This is a genomic window from Brachybacterium horti (assembly GCF_054777615.1).
On record NZ_BAAHAM010000002.1, the window covers coordinates 415,625 to 438,461 of the forward strand.

At 72.3% G+C, this 22,837-nt stretch carries 21 protein-coding genes; 13 read left to right on the forward strand and 8 right to left on the reverse strand.

What is annotated here, in order from left to right:
- Positions 1-26: 26 nt before the first annotated feature.
- Positions 27-1,118, reverse strand: coding sequence for a YeiH family protein (locus ACYVAP_RS07110; protein WP_498860125.1), 1,092 nt, complete (start codon positions 1,116-1,118; stop codon positions 27-29).
- 70 nt (positions 1,119-1,188) lie between these two features.
- Here ACYVAP_RS07110 and ACYVAP_RS07115 point away from each other — a divergent pair, with 70 nt between their 5' ends.
- Positions 1,189-2,094, forward strand: coding sequence for a LysR family transcriptional regulator (locus ACYVAP_RS07115; protein WP_498860126.1), 906 nt, complete (start codon positions 1,189-1,191; stop codon positions 2,092-2,094).
- 66 nt (positions 2,095-2,160) lie between these two features.
- Positions 2,161-2,535: a DoxX family protein gene (locus tag ACYVAP_RS07120; protein ID WP_498860127.1), complete on the forward strand. Its 375-nt coding sequence runs from the start codon at positions 2,161-2,163 to the stop codon at positions 2,533-2,535.
- Positions 2,536-2,545: 10 nt separating this feature from the next.
- On the opposite strand, the gene ACYVAP_RS07125 is transcribed toward ACYVAP_RS07120, so the two are convergent.
- Positions 2,546-3,229 (reverse strand): hypothetical protein, encoded by a 684-nt coding sequence (locus ACYVAP_RS07125; RefSeq protein WP_498860128.1) that lies wholly within the window; start codon positions 3,227-3,229, stop codon positions 2,546-2,548.
- Between the two features lie 244 nt (positions 3,230-3,473).
- Here ACYVAP_RS07125 and ACYVAP_RS07130 point away from each other — a divergent pair, with 244 nt between their 5' ends.
- Positions 3,474-4,058, forward strand: coding sequence for a DinB family protein (locus ACYVAP_RS07130; RefSeq protein ID WP_498860129.1), 585 nt, complete (start codon positions 3,474-3,476; stop codon positions 4,056-4,058).
- 56 nt (positions 4,059-4,114) lie between these two features.
- Entirely contained in the window at positions 4,115-5,122 is a 1,008-nt protein-coding gene (locus ACYVAP_RS07135; RefSeq protein ID WP_264451066.1) for a squalene cyclase, read from the forward strand.
- 7 nt (positions 5,123-5,129) lie between these two features.
- Here ACYVAP_RS07135 and ACYVAP_RS07140 read toward each other — a convergent pair whose 3' ends face one another.
- From ACYVAP_RS07140 to ACYVAP_RS07150, 3 genes are read right to left on the reverse strand one after another with little or no spacing between them, the layout of a single operon-like run.
- Positions 5,130-6,017 carry an SMP-30/gluconolactonase/LRE family protein gene (locus tag ACYVAP_RS07140; RefSeq protein ID WP_498860130.1) on the reverse strand — a complete coding sequence of 296 codons (888 nt, stop codon included), beginning with the start codon at positions 6,015-6,017 and terminating at the stop codon, positions 5,130-5,132.
- Positions 6,014-6,352: a GNAT family N-acetyltransferase gene (locus ACYVAP_RS07145; protein ID WP_264451064.1), complete on the reverse strand. Its 339-nt coding sequence runs from the start codon at positions 6,350-6,352 to the stop codon at positions 6,014-6,016. Before ACYVAP_RS07145 ends, ACYVAP_RS07140 begins: the two co-directional genes overlap by 4 nt.
- On the reverse strand, positions 6,349-7,566 hold the full coding sequence (locus tag ACYVAP_RS07150) for an ROK family transcriptional regulator (protein ID WP_498860131.1): 1,218 nt from the start codon (positions 7,564-7,566) through the stop codon (positions 6,349-6,351). The genes ACYVAP_RS07145 and ACYVAP_RS07150 overlap by 4 nt, the downstream gene beginning before the upstream one ends.
- A 210-nt stretch (positions 7,567-7,776) precedes the next feature.
- On the opposite strand from ACYVAP_RS07150, the gene ACYVAP_RS07155 reads away from it, so the two are divergent.
- From ACYVAP_RS07155 to ACYVAP_RS07175, 5 genes are all read left to right on the forward strand, one after another.
- Positions 7,777-8,775 carry a carbohydrate ABC transporter permease gene (locus tag ACYVAP_RS07155; RefSeq protein ID WP_498860132.1) on the forward strand — a complete coding sequence of 333 codons (999 nt, stop codon included), beginning with the start codon at positions 7,777-7,779 and terminating at the stop codon, positions 8,773-8,775.
- The gene (locus ACYVAP_RS07160; protein ID WP_498860133.1) at positions 8,775-9,692 is read left to right on the forward strand and encodes a carbohydrate ABC transporter permease; all 918 of its coding nucleotides are present in this window, start codon (positions 8,775-8,777) and stop codon (positions 9,690-9,692) included. Before ACYVAP_RS07155 ends, ACYVAP_RS07160 begins: the two co-directional genes overlap by 1 nt.
- Positions 9,689-11,065: a type 2 periplasmic-binding domain-containing protein gene (locus tag ACYVAP_RS07165; RefSeq protein WP_498860134.1), complete on the forward strand. Its 1,377-nt coding sequence runs from the start codon at positions 9,689-9,691 to the stop codon at positions 11,063-11,065. The genes ACYVAP_RS07160 and ACYVAP_RS07165 overlap by 4 nt, the downstream gene beginning before the upstream one ends.
- A gap of 150 nt (positions 11,066-11,215) precedes the next feature.
- Positions 11,216-12,169 (forward strand): Gfo/Idh/MocA family protein, encoded by a 954-nt coding sequence (locus ACYVAP_RS07170; protein ID WP_264451059.1) that lies wholly within the window; start codon positions 11,216-11,218, stop codon positions 12,167-12,169.
- An 18-nt stretch (positions 12,170-12,187) separates the two neighbouring features.
- The gene (locus ACYVAP_RS07175; RefSeq protein ID WP_498860135.1) at positions 12,188-13,198 is read left to right on the forward strand and encodes a Gfo/Idh/MocA family protein; all 1,011 of its coding nucleotides are present in this window, start codon (positions 12,188-12,190) and stop codon (positions 13,196-13,198) included.
- 64 nt (positions 13,199-13,262) lie between these two features.
- Here the strand turns inward: ACYVAP_RS07175 and ACYVAP_RS07180 are convergent, their stop codons facing one another.
- From ACYVAP_RS07180 to ACYVAP_RS07190, 3 genes are all read right to left on the reverse strand, one after another.
- Entirely contained in the window at positions 13,263-15,158 is a 1,896-nt protein-coding gene (locus tag ACYVAP_RS07180; RefSeq protein ID WP_498860136.1) for a hypothetical protein, read from the reverse strand.
- Positions 15,159-15,170: 12 nt separating this feature from the next.
- Positions 15,171-16,196, reverse strand: a complete 1,026-nt coding sequence (locus tag ACYVAP_RS07185; protein WP_264451056.1) for a hydroxyacid dehydrogenase — start codon at positions 16,194-16,196, stop codon at positions 15,171-15,173.
- 90 nt (positions 16,197-16,286) lie between these two features.
- Complete coding sequence (locus ACYVAP_RS07190; protein ID WP_264451055.1) at positions 16,287-17,384, reverse strand: substrate-binding domain-containing protein; 1,098 nt, start codon at positions 17,382-17,384, stop codon at positions 16,287-16,289.
- Between the two features lie 172 nt (positions 17,385-17,556).
- On the opposite strand from ACYVAP_RS07190, the gene ACYVAP_RS07195 reads away from it, so the two are divergent.
- The 4 genes from ACYVAP_RS07195 (at position 17,557) to ACYVAP_RS07210 (ending at position 22,833) form a co-directional block, all read left to right on the forward strand.
- Positions 17,557-18,561: an ABC transporter permease gene (locus ACYVAP_RS07195; RefSeq protein WP_264451054.1), complete on the forward strand. Its 1,005-nt coding sequence runs from the start codon at positions 17,557-17,559 to the stop codon at positions 18,559-18,561.
- Positions 18,558-19,442: a carbohydrate ABC transporter permease gene (locus ACYVAP_RS07200; RefSeq protein WP_137770621.1), complete on the forward strand. Its 885-nt coding sequence runs from the start codon at positions 18,558-18,560 to the stop codon at positions 19,440-19,442. The genes ACYVAP_RS07195 and ACYVAP_RS07200 overlap by 4 nt, the downstream gene beginning before the upstream one ends.
- A gap of 79 nt (positions 19,443-19,521) precedes the next feature.
- Entirely contained in the window at positions 19,522-21,189 is a 1,668-nt protein-coding gene (locus tag ACYVAP_RS07205; protein ID WP_264451053.1) for an extracellular solute-binding protein, read from the forward strand.
- A gap of 120 nt (positions 21,190-21,309) precedes the next feature.
- Complete coding sequence (locus ACYVAP_RS07210; protein ID WP_498860137.1) at positions 21,310-22,833, forward strand: hypothetical protein; 1,524 nt, start codon at positions 21,310-21,312, stop codon at positions 22,831-22,833.
- Positions 22,834-22,837: the final 4 nt, after the last annotated feature.

A 22,837-nucleotide genomic window follows, 5' to 3' on the forward strand; every position in this document is an offset into this window, starting at 1 on the left:
GAGTGCGGGTCCAGGCGGCGGGAGGCTCAGGAGGCGAGCAGGACGCCGCCGAGCGCCACGAGCGCCACGAGCACGCTCGAGCAGAGTGCGAGCAGCAGCGGCCGCACGCCCACGCGGAGCAGCTCCCGCACCCGCACCCCGCAGCCCAGCGCGAACATGGCCGCGGCGAGCAGCGTGGTCTGCAGCAGGTGGGCGGTGTCGAGGACCGCCGTCGGCACCGGGAGCCCGGTGCGCGCGAGCACCAGCGCGAGGAAGCCCGCGACGAACCAGGGCACGATCGGGGGGAGCCGCGGCGCGGTCGCCCCGGTCCCCGGATCGGGCGTCCGACGCACCCGCGCCCGCTCCCGCAGGGCGAGGATCGTCATCACGGGGGCGAGCATGAGCACGCGGGCGAGCTTCACGACCACCGCGAGGGCGAGGGCCCCGCCGCCGATCAGCCCTCCGGCGGCGACCACCTGCGCGACCTCGTGGATCGCCGCGCCCGCCCAGAGCCCGCCGGTCGCGGTCCCGAGGTCCAGCAGCGTCACCGCGGCGGGCAGGATCAGGATCATCGCCGTCCCGCACACGACCACGAGCGCGATCGCCGTCGCGGTGGGCGTCTCGTGCTCGCCGTCGGGGTCGGTGACGTCGGCCGCCGCGGCGACCGCCGCCGCCCCGCAGATCGAGAACCCGCACGCGACGAGCAGGGTGAGGCGCGGATCGACCCGCAGCAGCCGGCCCAGCAGGAGCGTCCCGCCCACGCCGATCCCCACGACCGCGACGACGACGAGGATCATCCCGGCGCCGAGGGCGAGCACGTCGCCGAGGGCGAGCTGGAGCCCCAGGAGCACGATCCCGAGCCGCAGCAGCAGCTTGGCGGCCACGCCGATCCCCGGGGTGAGCGCGGGGAGCGGCGGGAGAAGATTCGCGGTCACCACCCCGGCGACGATCGCGAGCAGCAGCGGGCTCAGCAGGGGCAGCGGCGCGGTGAGGAGCTGGGCGGCGACGGCGACGGCGAGGCACACCCCGATCCCGGGGAGCGCGGCGGCGAGGCGCGCGCCGCGGCCCGGGCCGGCGGGGCGGGGGGCGGGGCCCGAGGTGGGGGTGCTGAGGGGGGTGTGGCCGCGGGCTTGGAGCATGGATCCACCCTGGCCCGCTGCGCGGCCATGCAGTAGACCCCGATCCGGCACGGGGGCATATCCTGCTGATATGACGTCGTCGCTGCCGAACCTCCCCGCCCTCGCGCTCTTCGTCGCCGTGATCGACGAGGGCGGCCTCGGCGCCGGAGCCCGCCGGCAGGGCATGGCGCAGCCCAATGCGAGCCGCATGATCGCCCGGCTCGAGGCGCAGGCCGGGCAGGCCCTGCTCGAGCGCAGCCCGCGCGGCGCCCGTCCCACCTCCGCCGGTGTCGTGCTCGCCGCCCACGCCCGGGAGCTGCTCGAGGCCGCCGCCGCCTTCACCGAGTGGATCGAGCACGGCACCGAGGAGGAGACCACGCTCCTGGAGATCGGGGCGAGCATGACGGTCGCCGAGCACCTGGTGCCCGCCTGGCTCACCGCGCTGCGCTCCGTGGAGCCCGCCGTGCGCGTCACCCCGCACGTGCTGAACTCGACCGGCGTGGTCTCCCGGGTGCGCGAGGGCTCGTTGCGGCTCGGCTTCATCGAGACCCCGCACCTGCCCGCCGGGCTCCATGCGCTGACGGTCGGGGAGGACGAGCTCGTCGTGGTCGTCGCCCCGGGCCATCCCTGGGCGGGGCGCACGGACCTCTCCCGTGACGAGCTCGCCGCGACGCCGCTCGTGGTGCGTGAGGGGGGCTCCGGGACGCGGGAGGCCTTCGAGCAGCTCGTGCCCGCCGCCGCGGGGACCGAGCCCGTGCAGGTCCTCGGCAGCAACGCGGCAGTGCGCGTCGCCGTCGCGGGCGGCGCGGGACCGGCGGTGCTCAGCCGCCTCGCCGTGCGCTCCGCGCTGAGCGGGGGAGACCTGCTCGAGGTGGGACTTGCCGGAGAGCCGCTCCGCCGGCCGCTCACCGCGGTCTGGGGCGGGCCGCGCCGTCTCTCCGGTGCGGCGGCGGAGCTCGTCGCCCTCGCCCGGCGGCACGCCCCCGCGAACCGCTGACATCTCCCGCCGGGCGGAGCATACTGGCAGGCCCGGCCGCCCGTGCCGCGGGGAGGAGGTGCTCGAATGAACGTCGTCCTCTGGGTGCTCGCGTTCGCCCTCGCCGCCGTCTTCGTGGCGTCCGGGATCATGAAGCTCACCGTCCCGCGCGAGAAGCTCATCGAGCGCACCCCCTATGCGGCGGACCTCCCGCACTCCGTGGTGCTCACGATCGGCGTCGTCGAGGTGCTCGGCGCCGCGGGGCTGCTGCTCCCCGGGCTGCTCGGCATCGCGCCGGTGCTTGTCCCGCTCGCCGCCGCGGGCCTCGCGATCACGATGGCCCTCGCCTTCCTCACCCACATCCGGCGCGGCGACCAGCTCGCCCAGACGCTCCCCGCGATCGTGCTGCTGGTGCTCTCCACGCTCCTGGCCTGGGGCCGCTTCGGACCGTACCCGCTCTGAGCGGGCGGCCTCAGCGACCCAGGATGTCCTCGAGGTCGAAGCCTCCCAGCAGGCCGCCCAGCAGCCCGGCGTCCCCGAGCAGGTCGGTGTCGCCCTGCGCCCAGAAGTCCTCTCCGCCCGGCGGGCCGACGGGGGCGCCGAGCAGGTCGTGACCGGGGGAGACCGCCCCGTGCAGGAGCGAGGAGGCGGCCGACGAGACGACGGCCCCTCCCGCCACGGCGGCGAGCAGGCCGCCCACGCCGAGCAGTCCCCCGCCCCCGAGGGTCGCGGCGCCCGCGGAGAGCGAGCCGGCGAGGTCCTCGACGCGGGAGGAGCGGGGACGCTCCTCCTCGGGCAGCCCCGCGCGGAGCCGGGCCTCGACCTCCTGCCGCTGGAGCGGCGTGAGGCGCTCGAGCGCCTCGCGGTGCACGGCCTCGAGCTGCTCGGGGCTCGCCTCCCGGACGAGCCGCTCGTACTGCGCGATCGCCTCGCGGTCCTGCTCGGTGAGCGCGGCGGAGTGCGGGGTGAAGGAGCTCTGCCAGAGGCCGGGCGATGACGTCGCAGGGGAGGTGGCGGCGGTCGTGCCGGTGGTGGGCACGGCGGAGGTGGGTGCGGCGTGCTCCGCCTCGCGGAGGGGAGTCGGGGCAGAGGTGCTCGGGGTGCTCACCCCGAGGGCGCGGCGCAGCTTCTCGGTCAGGCGGTCGAACGTGCTCATGGTGGCCTCCGGTCCTCGGGCGCCGCCGGCTGCGACGCGGGACCCAGTCCATCGCGCGGACCGGGGAGGGCGCTGTGGCGCGGCCCAGCGGAACCTGTGCGCCCCGCCGCGGGGCACGCGCCGGAGGTCCTGCCGTCCGTCGTGCCGCCGTCGGCCGTGGTCCGAGGACAGGGCCTGTCCTCCCGGCGTCGAAGACTGGTCCCTGACGGCGGGGAGCGGCCCCGCCCCACCGGACGGAGTCCCGATGTCCTTCCTCACCCGCCACGACGTCACCGGGGCGCGCGAGCTGCTCGCCGTCTTCGTCGAGCAGCAGGCCGATCAGATCGCCACGAGCCTGTACGGGCTCTCCCAGGAGGACCTCGCCCGCGCCGCGAGCGCCTCCGCGATGACCCTCGGCGCCCTGGCGCGGCATGCGCTGCTCATGGTCGAGGGCACCGTGCTGCGCGTGCAGGCCGCGCCGGAGGCCTCCGCCCCCGCTCCGCGCACCCCCGAGCAGGCAGAGGCGGAGGGGTCGATCGACCCCTCCGCCCTGCGCGAGGGGGACACGGCGGAGTCCCTCGCCGCGGCGCTGCGCGAGGCCGGCGCCGCGCTCGGTGCCGCGCTGCTCGCGGCGGACCCGGCGACGAGCGTGCCGATCCCGCAGGCCCCCTGGTTCCCGACCGAGGGGGAGTGGACCGTGCGCTGGGTGGCCCTGCACCTCGTCGAGGAGCTCGCCCGCCACGCCGGGCACGCGGACATCCTGCGCGAGAGCATCGACGGCAAGGGCACCTACGAGCTCAACGCGCGCTCCGACGGCGAGCCCTGGCCCGCCGAGTGGGCGCAGGGCTGAGCGCCCGAGGTCGGGGCCCGGGTGCCGGGCCGTTCCGGAGGTGGCAGGATCGAGCCATGATCGACGCCGACCTCCGGACCTGGCTCCTGGACACCGACCCCGCCCTGCGCTGGCAGGTGGAGCGCGACCTGCTCGACGCCCCCGAGCACGTGTGGCTCGCGACCCGGGCACGGATCGCCACCGAGGGGCGCGGGGCCCGCTTCCTCTCCCTCCAGGACGAGGACGGCCGCTGGGCCGGCGGCTCGTTCTTCCCGGGCGGCTTCCTCGACGACCCCGCGAACCAGCAGCTGCCCGGTCAGCCCTGGACCGCGACCACCTGGACCCTCACGACGATGCGCGAGGACGGCATGGACCCCGCGCCGCTGATCGCGAACGACACCGCCGGCAAGCTCGAGCGGAACGCCCGTTGGGAGTACGACGGCCTGCCCTACTGGGACGGCGAGGTGGACTGCTGCATCAACGCGATGACCCTCGCCAACGGCCTCTGGCTGGGCCGCGACATGGAGGCGAACGCCGCCTGGTTCGTCGAGCACCAGATGCGGGACGGCGGCTGGAACTGCGAATGGGTCGAGGGCTCCACCCGCGGCAGCTTCCACTCGACGCTCAACGCCCTCAAGGGTCTGCTCGACCACGAGATCGCGACCCGCGGCACACCCGCCACGCGTCTCGCCCGTCGCCGCGGCGAGGAGTACCTGCTCTCGCGCGGCCTCATGCGCCGCGCCTCGACCCACGAGGTCGTCGGCAGCTTCATCCCGTGGTTCGGCTACCCGTTCCGGCACATCGCGAGCGCCCTGAACAGCGCGGACCACATGCGCCGCGCCTCCCTGCACGACGGCACCCCGCCCGATCCGCGCATGCGCGAGGCGATCGAGATGATCCGCGAGTCCCGGGAGAGCGACGGCACCTGGCACCAGGGCCGGGTGCTGCCGGGTGAGGTGTGGTTCCCGCTCGACGTCCCCGAGGGCGAGCCCTCGCCATGGGTCACGATGATCGCCCTGCGCGTGCTGCGCTGGTACGACGAGGGGACCGGCGCGAGCGGGCCCGCGGCGCTGCCCTTCTCCTGAGCCGCGTTCAGCGGGCGGCGGCGTCCTGCGCGGTCGTGCGCACGCGGTACAGGCTCGTCGTCGCCGTCATGTAGAGGGTGCGGCCGTCGTCCCCGCCGAAGCAGAGGTTCGAGACGGTCTCCGGGACGGGCAGGTCCAGCAGCGGCCAGCCGTCGGGGGAGAAGACCTGCACGCCCGAGGCGCTCGAGCTCCACACGTTGCCGGCCGTGTCTACGCGGATCCCGTCGGGCACGCCCGGGGAGACCTCGACGAAGGGGCGCCCGTAGCGGGCGCGGTCCCCGCCGATCACGTCGTAGACGCGGATCGTGTGACCACGCTCCGGGCCGGCGGAGTCGGCGACGTAGAGCAGGGAGGCGTCCGGGGAGAAGGCGAGCCCGTTGGGTGCCTCCATGTCCGTGACGACCGGACGCAGCTCGCCCGTCGCGGGGTCGAGGCGCAGCACCCAGCGGTCGCCGTACTCCTCCTCGCCCAGGTGTCCCTCCTCGGGCTTCTGGATGCCGTAGGACGGATCGGTGAACCAGATGGCGCCGTCGGGTGCGACGACGACGTCGTTGGGGGAGTTCAGGCGCACCGGCCCCAGGCGGTCCACGAGCACCTCGGGTCGGTGTGCGTCCCCGGGGCCGGCGGAGTCGTCGCGCTGCACGGCGCGGCGGCCGTGGGAGCACTCCACGACGCGCCCCTCGAGGTCCAGGGTGCGGCCGTTGGTGAACTCGACGCCCTCGGCGAAGACGCTCAGCTCCCCGGTCTCCTCGGAGTACTCGAGGATGCGGTCCCCGGGGATGTCGCTGAAGCGGAGCGCCCGACGGTGGGGCAGCCAGAGCGGCCCCTCGGCCCAGGTGGCGCCGGTCGCGACCTTCTCGACGGCCGCCCCGGGCTCGAGCAGCGGCGCGCTCATCCGCGCCGCTCCAGGAGGGCCAGGTGATGCGGGGTGACGGCATCGACGGCGCCGGCCACCTCGTCGTGCGTGGTGAGCCAGCGCTCGACATAGGGGCAGACGGGGACGATCCGCCGCCCGGCGTCCACGGTCTGGCGCAGCGCCTCCCGGGTGAGGGTCGAGGCGAGGCCGCGCCCCTCGAAGGCGTCCTTGATCGCGGTGTGGAAGAAGATGCGCTGCGCCGCGCCCTCGACCTCGGTGTCGAGGTAGTGGGAGGTCCCAGCGAGGGTGCCGTCGACCCGCACCTCGTAGCGTCGACGGTCCGGCACATCCTGGACGATGATCTGCTCGCTCATGCGGGAAGCGTAGCGGGGGAGAGGGCCCGCCCCATCTGGAGGGTCGCCGCGCCGATCGCGCCGACGTCGTCGCCGAACACCGAGGAGCGGATCTCGACCTCGGGGGCGCCGCGATCGGTGGAGCGGGCCCGCTCCAGCAGTCCCGGGAGGGCGTGCGGGGAGAGCAGCTCCCAGTAGGGGCCGCCGATGATCACGAGGGACGGGTCGTGGACGCTGATGAGGGTGCGCAGGGCCTCGCCGAGCGCCGTGCCGTGACCGCGCACCTCGGCGAGCGGGCCCTCCTCGCCGGCGTCCGCCCGGGCGACGAGCGCGGCGACGTGCGCGGAGGTGGGCGCGCCGCCGGAGAGGGGCCCGCCCTGCGCGGTGCGCTCAAGCATCCCGGCGACGTCGGTGAACATCGACAGGCAGGCGAGACGGCCGCAGCCGCAGCGCGTCCCCGGCAGGCCCGTGGGGAGGTGGCCGATCTCGCCGGCCTGCGTGGTCGCGCCGGCGCGGACCCTCCCTCCGGAGGCGACCGCGGAGCCGACGCCCGCGCCGACGTACAGGTACAGCACGGTGCCCTCGACGGTGCGCCGGCCGGACCAGAGCTCCGCGGTGAGCGCGGCGTTGGTGTCCTTGTCCAGCATGACGGGGCGACCCGTGGCCGCGCCGAGGAGCTCGGTGAGGGGGACGTTCCGCCAGCCGGGCAGCCACGGCGGGCTCTCGACGAGGCCGAGGCGGGCGTCGAGGCTGCCAGGGGAGGCGACGCCGATCCCGAGCAGCGTCTCGGCGGGGGTGCCGCCGTCCGGTGCGCGCCAGCCCTCCCGCTCGAGCCGGTCGAGGACCGCGTCGAGGCCCGCCGCGATGCGGGCGACGTCGGCCTCCGGGTCGGTGGTGGGGGCGGGGAGCGTCTCCTCTGCGACCACCCGCGCCTCGAGGTCCACGATCGCGATCGCGATGCCCGAGGGGTCCAGGTGCACGCCGGCGGCGAGCAGCGCCGTGGGCACGACCTTGAGCAGCGTGCGGGGCTTGCCGCGGGCGCCGCCCAAGGTCCCGGCCGTCTCCACGATGCCGCGCTCGAGCAGGCGGCGCGTGATGAGCGAGACCGCCTGACGCGAGAGACCGCTGCGCCGGATCACCTCGGACTGGGAGCTGCCGTCGGGATCGCTGCGGATCGCATCGAGCACCACGAGCTCGTTGCGTGCGCCGATATCCACCATCGAGGAGCCGCGCATGACCGTCCTTCCGCACTCATTGCCTTTAGTCCAACAGTGTGAGTAATGTACGACACGTCCCGGACGGCCGCAGGTCGTCCCACCCCGGATCCGACGCACGACACGGGACCACCACGGCCCCGACACGCAGGACGGCACCGACGGCGGCGCCGTCACGGACCCGATCCCCGCCCCTCTCCACTCCGCAATGTCGCGGAGGAAGGAAGCACGATGAGTGTCCCCGACACCGTCGGCCCCCAGATCACGGAACCCGGCGCGCAGCGCGCAGCGGCTTCGGACCGGGCGGCCGCCCGACCACCGGACCGACCCCGGCGGATGAACTCCGGCCAACGGCGCAAGCTGCGCACGGGCCTGCTGTTCATCTCGCCCTGGATCATCGGCGTGGTCGTCTTCATCCTGTACCCGGTGATCTACTCGATCTCGCTGAGCTTCACGCGGTACTCCGGCATGGAGGCACCCACCTGGGTGGGCATCCAGAACTACGTCACCGCCGTGACGGACCCCCTCGTCGCCAAGGCCGCGAGCAACACGATCTTCTACGCGATCATCGCGGTGCCGCTGGGACTGATCGTCGCCCTCTCGCTCGCGATCGCGATGAACCAGAACGTGCGCGAGGTCGCCCTGTACCGGACGATCTTCTACGCGCCCTCGCTCATCCCCGCCTTCGCGATGTCCTTCATCTTCATCGTGTTCCTGAATCCCCAGTTCGGCGTCTTCAACCAGGTGCTGAACCTGTTCGGCGGCGCGAACGTCAACCTCCTGGGCGACCCGACGGGCGTGAAGATCGCGATCATCCTCATGGCACAGCTGGGAGCGGGCAACGCGGCCCTGATCTTCCTCGCCGGACTGCGCAACGTCCCGCGCACCGTGTACGAGGCAGCCCGCGTGGACGGCGCCGGCCCGATCCGGCAGTTCTTCTCGATCACCTTCCCGCTGCTGACCCCGGTGCTGCTGTTCAACCTCATCACCGGCGTCTCCGGCGCCCTCCAGGTGTTCACCGAGGCCTTCATCGTCACCAACGGCACCGGCGACCCCGACGCCGGCGCGCTCTTCTACATGATGTACCTCTACAAGAACGCCTTCGGCTTCGCGGAGCTCGGCTACGCCTCGGCACTCGCCGTGCTCCTGTTCCTCGCAGGCCTCGCCCTGGCCCTGCTGATCTTCTGGCTCTCGCGCCGGTTCGTGAACTACGACGTGGAGGCCGGCTGATGACCAGCATGATCCAGACCGATACCGAGAACGTCGTCCGACGCAAGAAGTCCGACGCCGAGCTCTACAACCGCCGGGCCGACGGCACCCGTCGCCCCTGGTACTCCACCGTGATCGCGCGAGTCGTCATGATCGCGCTGAGCATCCTCTTCCTGCTGCCCCTGTACTGGATGATCGCCTCGGCGCTGAAGTCCGACGAGGAGCTCGCGAAGTTCCCGCCCACGTTGTGGCCCCACGTCCCCGAGTTCGGGAACTTCGTCAAGGCCGTCACGGCGATGCCGTTCCTGCAGTTCTTCGCGAACTCCGCGATCATCACGATCAGCGTCGTGATCCTCTCGGTGATCTCGAACTTCGTCATCGCCTACGGGTTCTCGTGCATCGACTGGCCGGGCCGGGACAAGATCTTCTACGTCGTCATCGCGACGCTGTTCCTGCCCTTCCCGGTGACCCTTATCCCGATGTTCGACATGTGGGCGCGGCTCGGACTCGTCAACACGCTCTTCCCGCTCATCATCCCGGCGGCATTCGGCTCGGCGTTCTACGTGTTCCTGCTGCGCCAGTTCCTGCTGCAGATCCCGCGGGCGATGCTCGACGCGGCCCGCGTGGACGGTGCGAGCGAGTGGACGATCCTGTGGAAGATCGCGCTGCCCACCTCGATGCCGGCGCTGACCACCGTCGCGATCTTCGCGGCCGTCGGCTCGTGGAACGACTTCATGGGCCCGCTGATCTACCTGCAGGACTCGAAGGTCCAGACCCTCTCGATCGGTCTGCAGACCTTCCGCTCCGTGAACGCGCAGGACGTCACCTTCAACCAGCTCATGGCGGCCTCGTTCCTCGTGATCCTCCCGCTGCTGGTCCTGTTCTTCGTCTTCCAGCGGTACTTCATCCGCGGCATCACGATCGGAGGCTTCAAGTGATCTCGAGGCGTTCCTTCCTCACCGGCACCTCCGCCGCCGGTCTCGCGCTGGGCCTCGGCGCCTGCGCCTCCCGTCCCGCCTCGGGGCCCAACACCATCAGCTACTGGGGTGTGGGCGCGGCGGACAAGGACAAGGACGAGCAGGTCCGCGATGCGTTCCTCGCGACCGACGCCGGGAAGGACGCCCAGATCTACATCGATCAGGTGCCCTCCTCCGGCGTGGCGGACATGTCCCAGATCATCACCGCGGTGCGCGGCGGGACCGCCCCGGACCTGTGGTGGATGGACCGCTTCAACGCGGTGCAGAACGCCTCGATCGGGCTGCTCGAGCCGCTCGACGACCTCATCGAGAAGTACGAGGACGTCTCCCCGGAGGAGTTCAAGTCGCAGTGGATCCAGTTCGCCGTGGACGAGCTGACCTACGACGGCCGCCTCTACGGGCTGCCCTGCACGACCGACGCCCGCGGGCTCATGTACAACGAGGACGTCCTCAAGGACGCCGGCGTGGACCTGGACCTGTTCGACGCCTCCCAGCACACCATCACCTGGGACGAGATGGACGACGCGGTCGAGAAGATCGTGCAGCAGGACAAGCGCGGCAACTACACGCGGTTCGGCTTCGCTCCCTGGCTCTCCGAGGGCTGGCCGTACACGTGGGGCTTCGGCCTCGGCGCGTCGGCCTACGACAACGCGACCGGCACCGTCACCCTCGACTCGCCCGAGTGGCAGTCGGTGTACGAGCTCTACGCGGACTGGGCCGAGCGGTTCCCCTACGCCTCGGTGGACGCGTTCTTCGCGACCTACCAGCCGCCGAACGCCCCGCCCACGCAGACCGCCATGTTCAGCGGACGCCTCGGGATCGACACCACCGGTCCCTGGCAGATCTCCGGCAACGAGAAGTACGCGCCGGACCTCCCGCTGAAGTTCACCTACCTCCCCGTGGCGAAGGAGGGCGACCCCACCTACACGTGGTCGGGCGGCCAGTGCCTCGTCATCCCGCGCGGCGCGAACATCACGAAGACCCTCTGGGAGTTCCTGAAGTTCTACGCCGGCTACGAGGGGCAGTCGAGGGTGGTGCCGCAGTACGGCAACCTTCCCACGAACCTGCAGGCCATCGAGGAGGGGAAGTACAACCCCAAGGCCGAGCTGTTCCGCACGATGCTCCCGAACTCCACCTCGCGGCCCCCGCTGCCGGTGGGCTCGGCGATGTGGGACACGCTCACCCGCACCAAGTCCTCGGTGGCGCTGGGATCATCGACCCCGGAGGAGGCCGTCGCCTCCAACCAGCAGATGATCGAGCCGAAGATGGCGCTGTTCCCCGACTACAGGATGCCGGAGACCTACGGGAAGCCCAGTCCCGTCCCCGGCAGCTGACCCGGTGCGGCAGGGGGCGAGCCCCCTGCCGCACCACCCGACGAGCGAAGGCGCTCCACCATGATCGACAGACGACACCTGCTCCAGGGCACCGGCCGCACGAGCCGGACAGGACCCCACCCACGAGAAGAGAAGAAGGAAACCCTCCCCATGACCCACCCCCTGCGCATCGCCGTGCTCTCCGCATGGCACGTGCACGCCGAGGAGTACGGGCGCGCCGCCCTCGACCACCCGGACACGGAGCTCGTGGCCGTCTGGGATGACGACGCCGAGCGCGGCGCCGCCCTGGCGGAGACCCTCGGGGTGCCCTTCGAGGCGGACCTCGACGCGCTGCTCGCCCGCGAGGACCTCGACGGTGTCACGAACACGACCGCGACCACCGACCACGACGAGATCCTCGGGAAGGTGATCGCGAGCGGGAAGCACGTCTTCACCGAGAAGCTGCTCTCGCCCACCGTCGAGGGCTGCGACGCCCTGACCTCCGCGGCGAGCGCCGCCGGCGTGCAGATCACCGTGTCCCTGCCGCGGCTCTCGCACGGGTACACCGTCGCCCTGCGCGAGGTGCTCGAGGCCGGGACCCTGGGCCGCATCAGCTACTCGCGGGTGCGTCTGGCCCACAACGGCTCGACCGGCGACTGGCTGCCCGCCCGCTTCTACGACCCGGCCGAGGCGATCGGCGGCGCGTTCAGCGATCTCGCCGCGCACCCCGTGTACCTCACCCAGCTGATCCTGGGCGCCGAGGCCTCGAGCGTGCGCGCCGCGTACACCGACATGACCGGCCGCGGCGTCGAGGACAACGCGGTCGTCTCGATCACCACGCCGGACGGCGCGATCGGCGTCATCGAGACCGGCTTCGTGACCCCCTTCAGCCCCTTCACCATCGAGGTGCAGGGCACCGAGGGGACCCTGCTCTACGGGTTCGACGAGGGCCGCATGCAGCTCGGCACCGCCGAGGGGTGGAAGGACCTCGAGGTCCCCGCCGACATCGACGCCCCCTTCGCCCAGTGGGTCACCGCGATCCGCACCGGCACCCCCACCACCGAGAACCTCGAGCGCGCCCGTGCGCTCACCCAGCTCGTCGTCGCCGCGAACGCCGCGGCCTGACCCCTCAGGAGAGACACCATGACCCTCACCCTTCCCGTCCGCATCGGCCTCATCGGCGGCGGCGGCATCGCCAACGCCCACCTCGGCGGCTACGCCACCATCCCCGACCGCGTGAAGGTCACCGCCGTGGCCGACGCCGTCCCCGAGACCCTCGCCCAGCGCGTCGAGCAGCTCGGCGCGACCGGCTACAGCGACTTCACCGAGCTCGTGAAGGACCCGGACGTCGACGCGGTCGACATCTGCCTGCCCCACCACCTCCACAAGCCCGCGATCATCGCCGCGGCGGAGGCCGGCAAGCACATCCTCTGCGAGAAGCCGCTGTGCCTCACCGCCGAGGAGGCGCGCGAGGTGCGCGACGCCGTGCAGAAGGCGGGCGTGACCCTCATGTGCGCCCACAACCAGCTGTTCATGCCCGCCGTCGCGAAGGCCAAGGAGGTCATCGACTCCGGCGTCCTCGGCACCGTCTACGAGGTGCGCACGACGGACTCGTTCTTCAACGACTTCGACCCGGAGTCCATGGGCTGGCGCGCGAAGGCCGCGACCTCGGGCGGCGGCGAGTACATCGACACCGGCTACCACCCGACCTACCTGCTCATGCACCTCTCCGGCGGCAAGCCGGTCGAGGCGTTCTCCATGATGTCCACGCACCGCCTCACCTTCATGGAGGGCGAGGACTCCGCCCAGGTGCTCGTGCGCTTCGACAACGGCTCGGTGGGCCAGCTCGTGACCTCGTGGGCCTACCAGGCCGCGCCGGGCACGGACCGCTTCTCCGTCGTGGGCGAGAAGGGCTCGCTGAGCTCCGACGGCTCGACCCTGCGCGTGAAGCTGCGCGCCGAGGAGGAGGAGCAGGTGTTCGCGGCGGAGCCGATCGACACCTTCGCCGCGGAGATCGCGGACTTCGTCACCTGCCTCGAGACGGGGCGTCGCCCGATCAACACCGAGGAGGAGGGCATCGCGGTGCTCGGCATCATCCTCGCGGCGTACGAGAGCTCCCGCTCCGGCAAGGCGGAGCCCGTCCCCGCCGTGTGAGACCTGTCGGCCCCGCCCCGCACGTCCTGCGGGGCGGGGCCGACGGCCGTCCGGAGGCCCTCGCTCAGGCGGTGGCCCCGCCGGCACCCGGCCCGCGGCGGAGCACGAATCTGCTCCGGCCGCGGGCCGTCGCCGTCCCCGGGGTGAGCACCGTGCGGTGCACACGCTCGCCCCAGGTCCCGCGCAGCCGCGCGTCCGTCAGCGGGATCTCCTCGATGCGCACCGCGAGGTCCGGGGGATCCAGCCGCAGCTCGGCGGGGCCGATGCGCAGCCGCCCCTCGCCGAGCGGCTCGGGCCGGTCCAGGGTCATGAGCACCTGCTCCATCACGAGCGGCGAGGCGGCCTCCCAGTCGTCTTCGATCCGCACCTCCTGGCGTCGCCGGTCGAGGGTCGCGGTGCGGTCGCAGCGCCGCAGGCCCGCCTCCTCCGGGTAGGCACCGGCGAGGTCCGCGGAGAGCGCGGCGCGGTCGCCGTCGTCGGAGAAGGCGGTGCCCGCGGCGCGGAAGCCGATCCCGGCCGGCTGCTCGAGCCCGCCGGGCAACGGGCAGCTGTGGAAGCTGCTGCGCATGGTCCAGATCGTGTAGCGGGTCTCGGGCAGGAAGGTCTCGCGCCGGTAGTCGCCCACGCCGGCGTCGATGAGCACGGGAAGGCCGTCGAGCGAGGCGATCACGCCGCCCACGTCGTCGTGGTTGTGGCTGACGTCGTTGTGGCCGCCCTTCGCGGCGAGGAACCAGCCGCGCACCTCCCCCTCCTTCTCGCGCATCACGGCGAGCTCGGTGCCGGGGGAGTACCAGGAGCGCGGCATGCCGGGCGCCTCGGGCCCCGCCTCGCGCCAGGCGGGGTCGCGCAGCTCGTGGAGCGTGCGCAGGAACTGGGGCGCGAGCTGCTCGGGCAGGCGCAGGGGGTGCAGCCCGCCCATCCAGCGCGCGTGGGCGGCGACCGTCTCGTCCTGCACCCGCTCGCCGAAGCGGCCGAGCAGGTGCCAGGAGGCGTTCGGCGGCAGGGAGGCCGCGCCGTCGGAGTAGTTGACCTGGGAGTCGGCGCTGATCTGCATGCGCATGGGGAAGGCGGCCATCGCCGCGACCGGCTCGACGCGGAAGCCGTCGAGCGCGCCGCCGGTGATCTCCTCTAACAGGTCGAGCGCCTCGAAGAGCGTCGCCCCGGCCCACCACCAGTAGGTGGCGCCCTCGTCGCAGCTGCCGTCGGTCGCATAGCCCGCGCGGAAGCGGTCGAGGATCGCGAGCGCCCGGCGGGCGTCCTCGGCGAGCTCGGCCGGGTCCTCCTCGAGGGCGGCCGCGCAGAGCAGGGCGTTCGAGACGATCCACGGCGCCCAGTTGTTGGGGGTCTCCTCGATCCCGTGCCAGAAGTAGACCTCCTCGCGCCACGGGCGCAGCACGCGGTCGCGGATCTCGTGGTGCATGCGTGCCCGGATCCCCGGGTACTCCTCCTCGAGCGCCTCGCCGGCGAAGGAGTCGACGGCGGCGAGCATCCCGCCCGCGTAGCCGCAGGCGAGGTCGAGCACGTCCCGACCGGGCTGGGGGAGCGGCGGCCGGGAGCCGTCCTCGGGGAGCGCGTAGTGGGAGGGCAGGCACCAGGCGGAGAGCTCGCACAGCCGCCAGACGTCGTCCGCGAGGTCGCGCCGCCAGCGGTCCTCGCCGGTGAGCGCGAGCGCGAGGGCGGCGGAGGCCGTCGCGTTCAGCAGCAGCCGCTGCGCGGTGTCGTAGGGCAGCCGCTCCCCGGTGCGGTGGTAGTGGGTCCACAGCTCGAGGCTCGGCGGGGTCTCCCGCGAGTCGCGCTGCCAGGCCTCCGCCGCCTCGAGCACCTTCTCGCGGTGCGTCGCGGGCACGTGCTCCCAGGCGGCGCGGTCCGCGACGGGCGGGGCCGCACGCCAGGCGCCGGGCCGGAGGGCGGCGAGGACGGGAGGGGTGAGGAGGTCCTCGAAGCGGGAGGGGACGGTCATCGCGGGGCCTCCTCAGGCGCGCAGGGAGAAGGTCGAGGCGGAGATCTCCTCGGCGAAGGTGCCGGTCGTGGCGAAGGAGATGACCTCGTCCACCGCGTGCGCAGAGAGGCGGCCCAGCTCGGTGCCCACGGACCCGGCGATGTGCGGGGTGAGGAACGCATGGGGGTGCGTGCGCAGTCGTGAGCCCAGGGGGAGCGGCTCCTCCTCGGCGACGTCGAGCAGCGCGGTCACGTCCCCGTCGTCGAGACGGTCGGCGAGGGCGTCCTGGTCCACGAGCTCGCCGCGGGCGGTGTTGACGAAGGTGGTCCCCGGCCGCATGCGACGCAGCAGGTCGCGGTCGATCATGCGGGAGGTCGAGGGCAGCAGCGGGGCGTGCAGGGAGATGATGTCGCTGCGCTCCATGAGCTCGGGAAGGGGCACGAGGGCCACGCCGAGCTCCCGGGCCTGGGCGGGGATGAGCGTGGGATCGGCGAGGACGACGTCGAGATCGAAGGCGCGCAGGCGCTCGATGACGAGACGCCCCACGCTCGAGGCGCCGATGATGCCGACGGTGCGGGAGCGGATGCCGACGGCGGGCCAGCTGCCCTCCAGGTCGATCTCCGGGGCGCCCTCGCGCAGGCGCTGCGCGGCCCAGAAGGCGCGCTTCGCGCCGAGCACGATCAGCGCCACGGTGAACTCGGCGACGGGGATCGCGTTGACGCTCGCGCTCGAGCTCACCGCGATGCCGCGGCGGTAGACCTCGTCCGTGACGAGGGTGCGCACGGTGCCGGCGGAGTGGGCGATCGCGCGCAGGGCGGGCATCTCGTCCAGGAGCGCCGCGTCGAGGACGGGGGAGCCCCAGCCGGTCACGAGGATCTCGACCTCGGAGAGCAGCGGGGCGTCCTGCGCGACGGTGCGCAGGGGACGGTCCGTGAGCAGGCGCAGGGCGGGATGGGACTCGAGCCGCTGCAGGTCGACCTGCCCGAAGACCCGTCGGAACGTCTCCTCGGGAAGGAGCATCCCGACGCTGCGACGGGATGCGGAGGCGTGATCGGTCATGGGGTGTGTCTCCTCGTTCGGTGGCCCCGTCATCTCACCGGCTCCCGAACGACCACGTCAACCATCACCGTGCGATCGAACAGATACCGATCACCTGGGGGGCGCGGCCGTCGAGGCGCGGACCGCGAGCGAGGGGCGAACGGCCACGTGACGTGCGGCGAGATCGGCCTGAGTGCCGCTCGAGAGGCGATCGAACACGAGTCCCACCGCGATCCTGCCCACGTCCCGGCGGGGCGGGGAGACCGCGGTGAGCGGCACCGCGGCGAGCTCCGCGATCTCGTCGTCGTAGGAGACCAGCGACAGGTCCCCGGGGATCTCGAGCCCGGTCTCGAGCGCGGTGCCGAGGAAGTCCGCGGCGTAGTGGTCGGAGTGCACGAGCAGCGCCGTCACCCCGGCCTCGAGCGCCCGGTCCAGGCAGCGCCGGGACTGCGCGGCGGTGTCCTCGCCCTCCTCGATGACGATCACGGGGGCGTCGCCGGGAAGGCTCCGGCGCTCGAGCGCCCGCGCGAAGCCCGGGCGCAGCGCTCCGGCGGTGGGGGTGTCGTAGGTGAACATGCCGATCCTCTCGTGGCCGAGCTCGGCGAGGTGGCCGACGGCGAGGGCGGCGCCCGCGGCGTGGTCCGTGCGCACCGACTCGAGGACGGCGCCCTCGGCCTCCTCGGCGACGCCGCGCTCGACCATGACGACCGGCAGGCCGCACTCGACGAGGCGCTCGCGCAGGGCAGGGTTGTCTGCGGAGGCACTGGTCACGAGCAGGGCGTCGGCACCGCCGGCGATCAGACGCTCGAGCTGGATGCGCTCGCGGTCGGCGTCGTAGCGGGAGACGCCGAGCATCATCCGGCCGCCGAGCTCGCGGGTGCGCTCGAGGGCGCCGTCCACGACGGTGGGGAAGTAGTAGCTGGGGTCGGGGCTCAGCACGCCGAGCGTGAACAGCGCCCCGCCCTCGGGATCCGCATCCGGGCCGCGGCGCGCCGAGGGCCGGTGCCGGACGGTCGTGGAGGGCGGCACCTCGATCGCCTCGGCCCCGCCGTGGATCCGTCGCAGGGCGCCGGCGTCGGCGAGCTCGCGGAGGTCGCGGCGCACGGTCATGGGGGAGATCCCCATGCGCGCGGCGAAGTCCGCGACGGAGACGGTGCCGTGCATCCGCAGCTCCATGAGGATGCGCTCCTGGCGCCCCGGGACGTTCATGACAACTCCTGTTCGAGTTCTGTGCGAGTGATCGAAGGTGATTGACCGTGATCGTAACGGTTGCGTTCACTGTCCAGCACCCGGGCCACCGCGACGAGGCGCGCCCGAGCGGGACGGCCGAGTGGCCGCTCCCCAGGTCAGGACAGAACCGTCCCGTGAGCGAGGGAGCCACATGACCGTCAGGACACCGACAAGGCCGCCGGGCACCGGCGTGCTCCGGCGCGCCGGCGCACGCCGCGACACCGGCGACGCGATCCCGCGGCGCACCGTGCCGTGGGCGCAGCGGCTGCGCCGCGACTACACGCTCGCGCTCATGGTCGCCCCCGCGGTGATCCTGCTGCTGCTGTTCGTGTACGTGCCGCTGCTGGGCAACGTCATCGCGTTCATGGACTACCAGCCCTACATCCCGATCCTGCAGAGCCCGTGGGCGGGGCTGTCCAACTTCACCGCCCTGTTCACCGACGCCGCCTTCTGGGCCGCGGTCGTCAACACCCTCGAGATCACGGCGATCCAGCTCGTTCTCTTCTTCCCGGTGCCGATCGCGCTCGCGCTGCTCATCCACTCGCTCGTGTGGCCGTGGCTGCGCGCGGTCGTGCAGTCGGTGCTCTACCTCCCGCACTTCCTCTCGTGGGTGATCGTCGTGGGGTTCTTCCAGCAGAGCCTGGGCTCCGCCGGCATCATCAACCGCTGGCTGCGCGAGCTGGACATCCACACGATCAACATCCTCGCGGAGCCCTCCACCTTCAAGCTCCTGCTCTCCGCGCAGGTCATCTGGAAGGACGCCGGCTGGGGCACGATCATCTTTCTCGCCGCGCTCGCCGCGATCGACGACTCCCTCTACGAGGCCGCCGCGATCGACGGCGCCGGCGCCTGGGGCCGGTTCTGGCACGTGACGCTCCCGGGCATCCGCCCGATCATCGTGCTGCTGCTGATCCTCCGGCTCGGCGACGCGCTGAGCGTCGGCTTCGAGCAGATCATCCTCCAGCGCAGCGCCGTCGGACCGGGCGCCGCGGAGGTCCTGGACACCTACGTCTACTACCACGGCGTGATCGACGGGAACTGGTCCACCGGCATCGCCGCCGGACTCATCAAGGGACTCGTCGGCCTCGTGCTGATCCTCGCGGCCAACAAGGCCGCCCACATGCTCGGCGAGCAAGGAGTGTATGCGAAGTCATGAGCACCGTCGTGCGGCCCGTGTGGGCCGGAAAACCCCAGCCCGTCGTCCTGCTGCTGAAGGCGCTCGCGATCCTCGTCGCCCTCACCGTCGTTCTCTTCCCGTTCCTCATGGTCATCTCCACGAGCCTGTCCAGCGCGGCGGACGTCACCGCCGCCGGCGGCTACGTGCTCTGGCCCCGCTCGGTGACCTTCGAGGCCTATGAGCAGATCCTCTCCGGGGGCCTCGTCACCCGGGCGATCCTCGTGACCGCCGCCGTCACCGCGGTCGGCACCACGATCAGCGTCGCCTCGACGGTGCTCGCCGCCTGGGCGCTCAGCCGGCCCTCGTTCTTCCAGCGGCCCGTGCTGATGTTCGTGCTGCTGACGTTCCTGTTCTCCCCGGGCATGATCCCGCTGTACCTCATGGTCAAGCAGCTCGGACTGCTGGACAGCCTGTGGTCGCTGATCCTGCCCTCGGCGTTCAGCGTCTTCAACATGATCGTCGTGCGAGGCTTCATGATGGGCATCCCGCAGGAGCTCGTGGACAGCGCCAAGATCGACGGCGCCGGCGAGCTGCGGATCCTGCTGCGGATCATCCTCCCGCTCTCCCGCGCCGTGATCGCCGTGGTCGCCCTGTTCTACGCCGTCGGCTACTGGAACTCCTTCTTCAACGCGATGCTCTACATCGACGACACCTCGAAGTGGACGCTCCAGCTGGTGCTGCGCACCTACGTGCTGCAGGGCTCCTCCCTCGTCGAGGCGAGCACGGACTCCGTGACACCGCCCGCCCAGTCGATCCAGATGGCCGTCGTGATGATCGCGATCATCCCGATCCTGTGCGCCTACCCGCTCGTCCAGCGCCACCTCACCAAGGGCGTGCTCACCGGCGCCGTCAAGGGCTGACACCACCGCGCGCCCCCGCCCGTCGTCCCCGCAGACCCCACCGCTACACCATCCCGCCACCCGATCACAGGAGATCACCATGTCCGCATCCCTGCACGCCGCCGACCGTCCCAACCGCGCGTTCACCCGGCGCCGCGCCCTCACCGGGGCCGCCGTCGGCATCGCCGGCATCGCCGGTGCCGGGGCCCTCGCCGGCTGCGGCGGCTCCGCCGCGACCGAGGAGATCGCCACCGAGCTCGCCGCCGTCCCCACCTACACGCCCGTCACCGGCGGCCCCACCCCGGACCTCCCCGGCGACGAGAACGTCCAGCCCGTCTACTTCGAGGCGCCCCAGGAGGCGGACCTCTTCACCTCGGTCACCGACGCGCAGCTGCCGCACACCACGGACCCCGTCTCCGCCTTCGTCATCTCCTACGCCCCGCCGGCGCCCTCCTCCAACAGCTACCTCGAGGAGGCCCGGAAGCGGCTGGACACCGACCTCGAGGTGCAGATCGTCTCCTCGGAGAACTTCAGCGCCAAGTTCGCGACCGTCATGGCCGGCGGCGACATCCCCGACATGGTCGAGTTCATCGCCTTCGATATGCCCACCAACGCGCCGCAGCTCCTGGACGCCCAGTTCACGGACCTCTCCGAGCTGCTCGGCGGGGACGCGATCGCGGACTACCCGAACCTCGCCAACATCCCCAGCTCCTCGTGGGAGAACTGCCGGGTCAACGGCCGCATCTACGGCACCCCCGTGCACCGGCCGCCGTTCGGCAGCATCCTCGTCACCCGCACCGACCTCGTCGAGCAGCTCACCGGCGAGGCGCCCGCCCCCTCCTCGAAGGACGAGTTCACCGCCCTCCTGGACGCGGTGACCGACGCGAAGGCCGGTCGCTGGGCGCTGTGCGGGCAGACCGCCGGCGACAGCGTGGACTGGGGCTACGACTTCATGGCCGCGATGTTCGGCGTGCCCAACGGCTGGGGCCTCGTGGACGGGAAGCTCGTCCACAAGTTCGAGCACGAGGGCTACCTCGAGATGGCGTCGTACATCAAGGAGATGCACGACGCCGGTTACTACCACCCCGACACCCCGAGCATGTCCGGCTCGCAGGCGAAGACCAACATCGCGAACGGCAGCGTGCTCATGCACCTCGACGGGATCTCCGCGCTGCTGGACACCTCGCTCCCGGAGGGCACCGCGACCGGCGCGATCGTCCCCTTCGCGGCGGACGGCGGCGCCGGGATCATCTACCAGGGCAGCTCGCTGTTCTCCTTCACCGCGCTCAAGAAGGCGGAGGAGGGCCGCATCCTCGAGCAGCTCAAGGTCCTCAACTACCTCGCCGCGCCCTACGGCAGCGAGGAGGGCTTCTTCCTCCAGTACGGGACGAAGGGCGAGCACTTCGAGCGCGCGGGCGACGGCTCGATCTCGGTGACCGACGCCGGCACCGCCCAGATCGGCCCGACCTCCCTGAACAGGATCTCCGCGCCGCCGCAGATCCTCACCTCCGCCGTGCGGATCGACGACCAGCTGCGCCGCTCCCACGCCTGGCAGGAGGACTCCTCCCCGATGCTGCTCAAGAGCGCGGTCGCGGGCCTCTACTCGCCGACGGCCGCCAAGAACTCCTCCGCCGCGGGTGCCGTGATGACCGCGCTGGACGAGTACATCCTGGGCCGCGGCTCCCTCGACGCGGTGAAGGAGGCGACCTCGACCTGGACCACCCAGAGCGGCGACACGATCCGCGCGGAGTACGAGGAGCAGCTCTGAGCTCTCTCTCTGCTCCTGCCGTTCCCGCCGCTCGGCCCCACTACCGACCGACACCTCGATCCCTGTCCCGTCCCTGATCCGCTCCCCGGACCCTCCGGGGTGTTCTCGAAGGAGAGAACCATGACCAGCGCATCCCGCATCCGTCGTCGCAGCATGCTCGGCGTGGGCGCCGCCGCGGCCACCGCCGGCGCCGGACTGCTCGCCGCCCCCGCCGCCCAGGCCGCCCCGCCCGGCCGCACCCTCGCCCTCGCGGCGGACACCACCAGCATCCTGCGCAACCCCCTCACCGGATGGGTGCTGTACGGCACCGGGTCCCCGTCGGCCGACTACTGGACGACCTACGACGCCCTCGAGATCGAGGGGCGGGACGAGCCCGTGCGCGTCGCCGACCACGCCCAGACCCTCTACATGCGCCTCAGCTGGACCGTGCTGAACCCCGAGGAGGGCGTCTACGGGTGGGACGTGCACGAGGGCCTGCGCAGCATGATCCAGGGCGCCCGTGAGCGCGACCTCCGCCTCGCCTTCCGGGTGGTCGTCGACAGCCGCGACAAGCCCGGCGACTTCACCCCCGCCTGGGTGCGCGCGGCCGGCGCCGAGGGCTACGAGACCCAGACCGGATCGACGACCGTGTGGACCCCCTACCCGGACGACCCGGTCTTCCAGTCGAGCTACGAGACCTTCCTCGAGGCCTTCGCCGCGCGCTTCGACGACCCCGACGAGGTCGCCTTCATCGACGCCTACGGCCTCGGCAAATGGGGAGAGGGGCATTCGATGCGCTACCTCGACGCCGCGAACCGGGCGGACGTCTTCCACTGGAACATCGACCTGTACCACCGGCTCTTCGACCACGTCCCGCTCGCGATCAACTACCACCGCATGATCGGCGCGGCAGGCGACTGGGGTCCCGCGGACCCGGACTCGCGGGGCCTGCTCGAGTACGCCTTCGAGAAGGGGTGCATGTTGCGCCATGACGCCTTCGGGATGAGCGTCTACTACGGGCAGTGGGAGCGGGACCTCGCCGCGGAGTGGATCGGCCGGCGGCCGATCGTCTTCGAGGGCGGCTGGGTCACCAAGCAGCACGACTTCTCGGTGGACCCGCGCGGCTACGAGACCGTCGAGGACGTGCGCCGCGGCGAGTACGAGGACGCCGTCGAGGCCCACGTGAACATGCTCGACTTCCGGATGGGGGAGACCGAGTCCTGGTTCCGGGACGTCCCCGACCTCGTCGCGGACTTCGAGTCCCAGGGCGGATACCGCCTGCAGCTCGAGCAGGTGGTACTGCCGCCGGCGGAGCGGGCCGGCCGCTGCACGATCCGGCACCGCTGGACGAACCTCGGGTGGGGCATGTTCCCCAACGACCTCCCGCAGTGGGGGCACCGGTACAAGGTCGCCTTCGCCCTGCTGGACGTCGCGGACCACCGGGTGCTGCGCACCTATGTGGACGGGGAGGCGGAGCCGTCGGAATGGCTGCGCGGGGACCACGCCGAGCACGATCTCGCGGTCACGCTCGAGCCCGGTGCGGGCGAGCGGAGGGTCTGGGCGGTCGCGCTCGTGGACACCACGAAGGACGGTGCCCCGGCGATCGCCATCGCCTCGCAGGGGGAGGTCACCGACGACGGGTGGCTGCTGCTCACCGGGAACTGAAAGG

Coding starts and splice junctions, on each gene's coding strand:
- ACYVAP_RS07145 (WP_264451064.1), bottom strand. CDS start 6,352: ATGAGCGAGCAGATCATCGTCCAGGATGTGCCGGACCGTCGACGCTAC.
- ACYVAP_RS07180 (WP_498860136.1), bottom strand. CDS start 15,158: ATGACCGTCCCCTCCCGCTTCGAGGACCTCCTCACCCCTCCCGTCCTC.
- ACYVAP_RS07140 (WP_498860130.1), bottom strand. CDS start 6,017: ATGAGCGCGCCGCTGCTCGAGCCCGGGGCGGCCGTCGAGAAGGTCGCG.
- ACYVAP_RS07155 (WP_498860132.1), top strand. CDS start 7,777: ATGAGTGTCCCCGACACCGTCGGCCCCCAGATCACGGAACCCGGCGCG.
- ACYVAP_RS07110 (WP_498860125.1), bottom strand. CDS start 1,118: ATGCTCCAAGCCCGCGGCCACACCCCCCTCAGCACCCCCACCTCGGGC.
- ACYVAP_RS07125 (WP_498860128.1), bottom strand. CDS start 3,229: ATGAGCACGTTCGACCGCCTGACCGAGAAGCTGCGCCGCGCCCTCGGG.
- ACYVAP_RS07185 (WP_264451056.1), bottom strand. CDS start 16,196: ATGACCGATCACGCCTCCGCATCCCGTCGCAGCGTCGGGATGCTCCTT.
- ACYVAP_RS07195 (WP_264451054.1), top strand. CDS start 17,557: ATGACCGTCAGGACACCGACAAGGCCGCCGGGCACCGGCGTGCTCCGG.
- ACYVAP_RS07160 (WP_498860133.1), top strand. CDS start 8,775: ATGACCAGCATGATCCAGACCGATACCGAGAACGTCGTCCGACGCAAG.
- ACYVAP_RS07130 (WP_498860129.1), top strand. CDS start 3,474: ATGTCCTTCCTCACCCGCCACGACGTCACCGGGGCGCGCGAGCTGCTC.
- ACYVAP_RS07135 (WP_264451066.1), top strand. CDS start 4,115: ATGATCGACGCCGACCTCCGGACCTGGCTCCTGGACACCGACCCCGCC.
- ACYVAP_RS07210 (WP_498860137.1), top strand. CDS start 21,310: ATGACCAGCGCATCCCGCATCCGTCGTCGCAGCATGCTCGGCGTGGGC.
- ACYVAP_RS07200 (WP_137770621.1), top strand. CDS start 18,558: ATGAGCACCGTCGTGCGGCCCGTGTGGGCCGGAAAACCCCAGCCCGTC.
- ACYVAP_RS07205 (WP_264451053.1), top strand. CDS start 19,522: ATGTCCGCATCCCTGCACGCCGCCGACCGTCCCAACCGCGCGTTCACC.
- ACYVAP_RS07150 (WP_498860131.1), bottom strand. CDS start 7,566: ATGCGCGGCTCCTCGATGGTGGATATCGGCGCACGCAACGAGCTCGTG.
- ACYVAP_RS07170 (WP_264451059.1), top strand. CDS start 11,216: ATGACCCACCCCCTGCGCATCGCCGTGCTCTCCGCATGGCACGTGCAC.
- ACYVAP_RS07190 (WP_264451055.1), bottom strand. CDS start 17,384: ATGAACGTCCCGGGGCGCCAGGAGCGCATCCTCATGGAGCTGCGGATG.
- ACYVAP_RS07120 (WP_498860127.1), top strand. CDS start 2,161: ATGAACGTCGTCCTCTGGGTGCTCGCGTTCGCCCTCGCCGCCGTCTTC.
- ACYVAP_RS07115 (WP_498860126.1), top strand. CDS start 1,189: ATGACGTCGTCGCTGCCGAACCTCCCCGCCCTCGCGCTCTTCGTCGCC.
- ACYVAP_RS07175 (WP_498860135.1), top strand. CDS start 12,188: ATGACCCTCACCCTTCCCGTCCGCATCGGCCTCATCGGCGGCGGCGGC.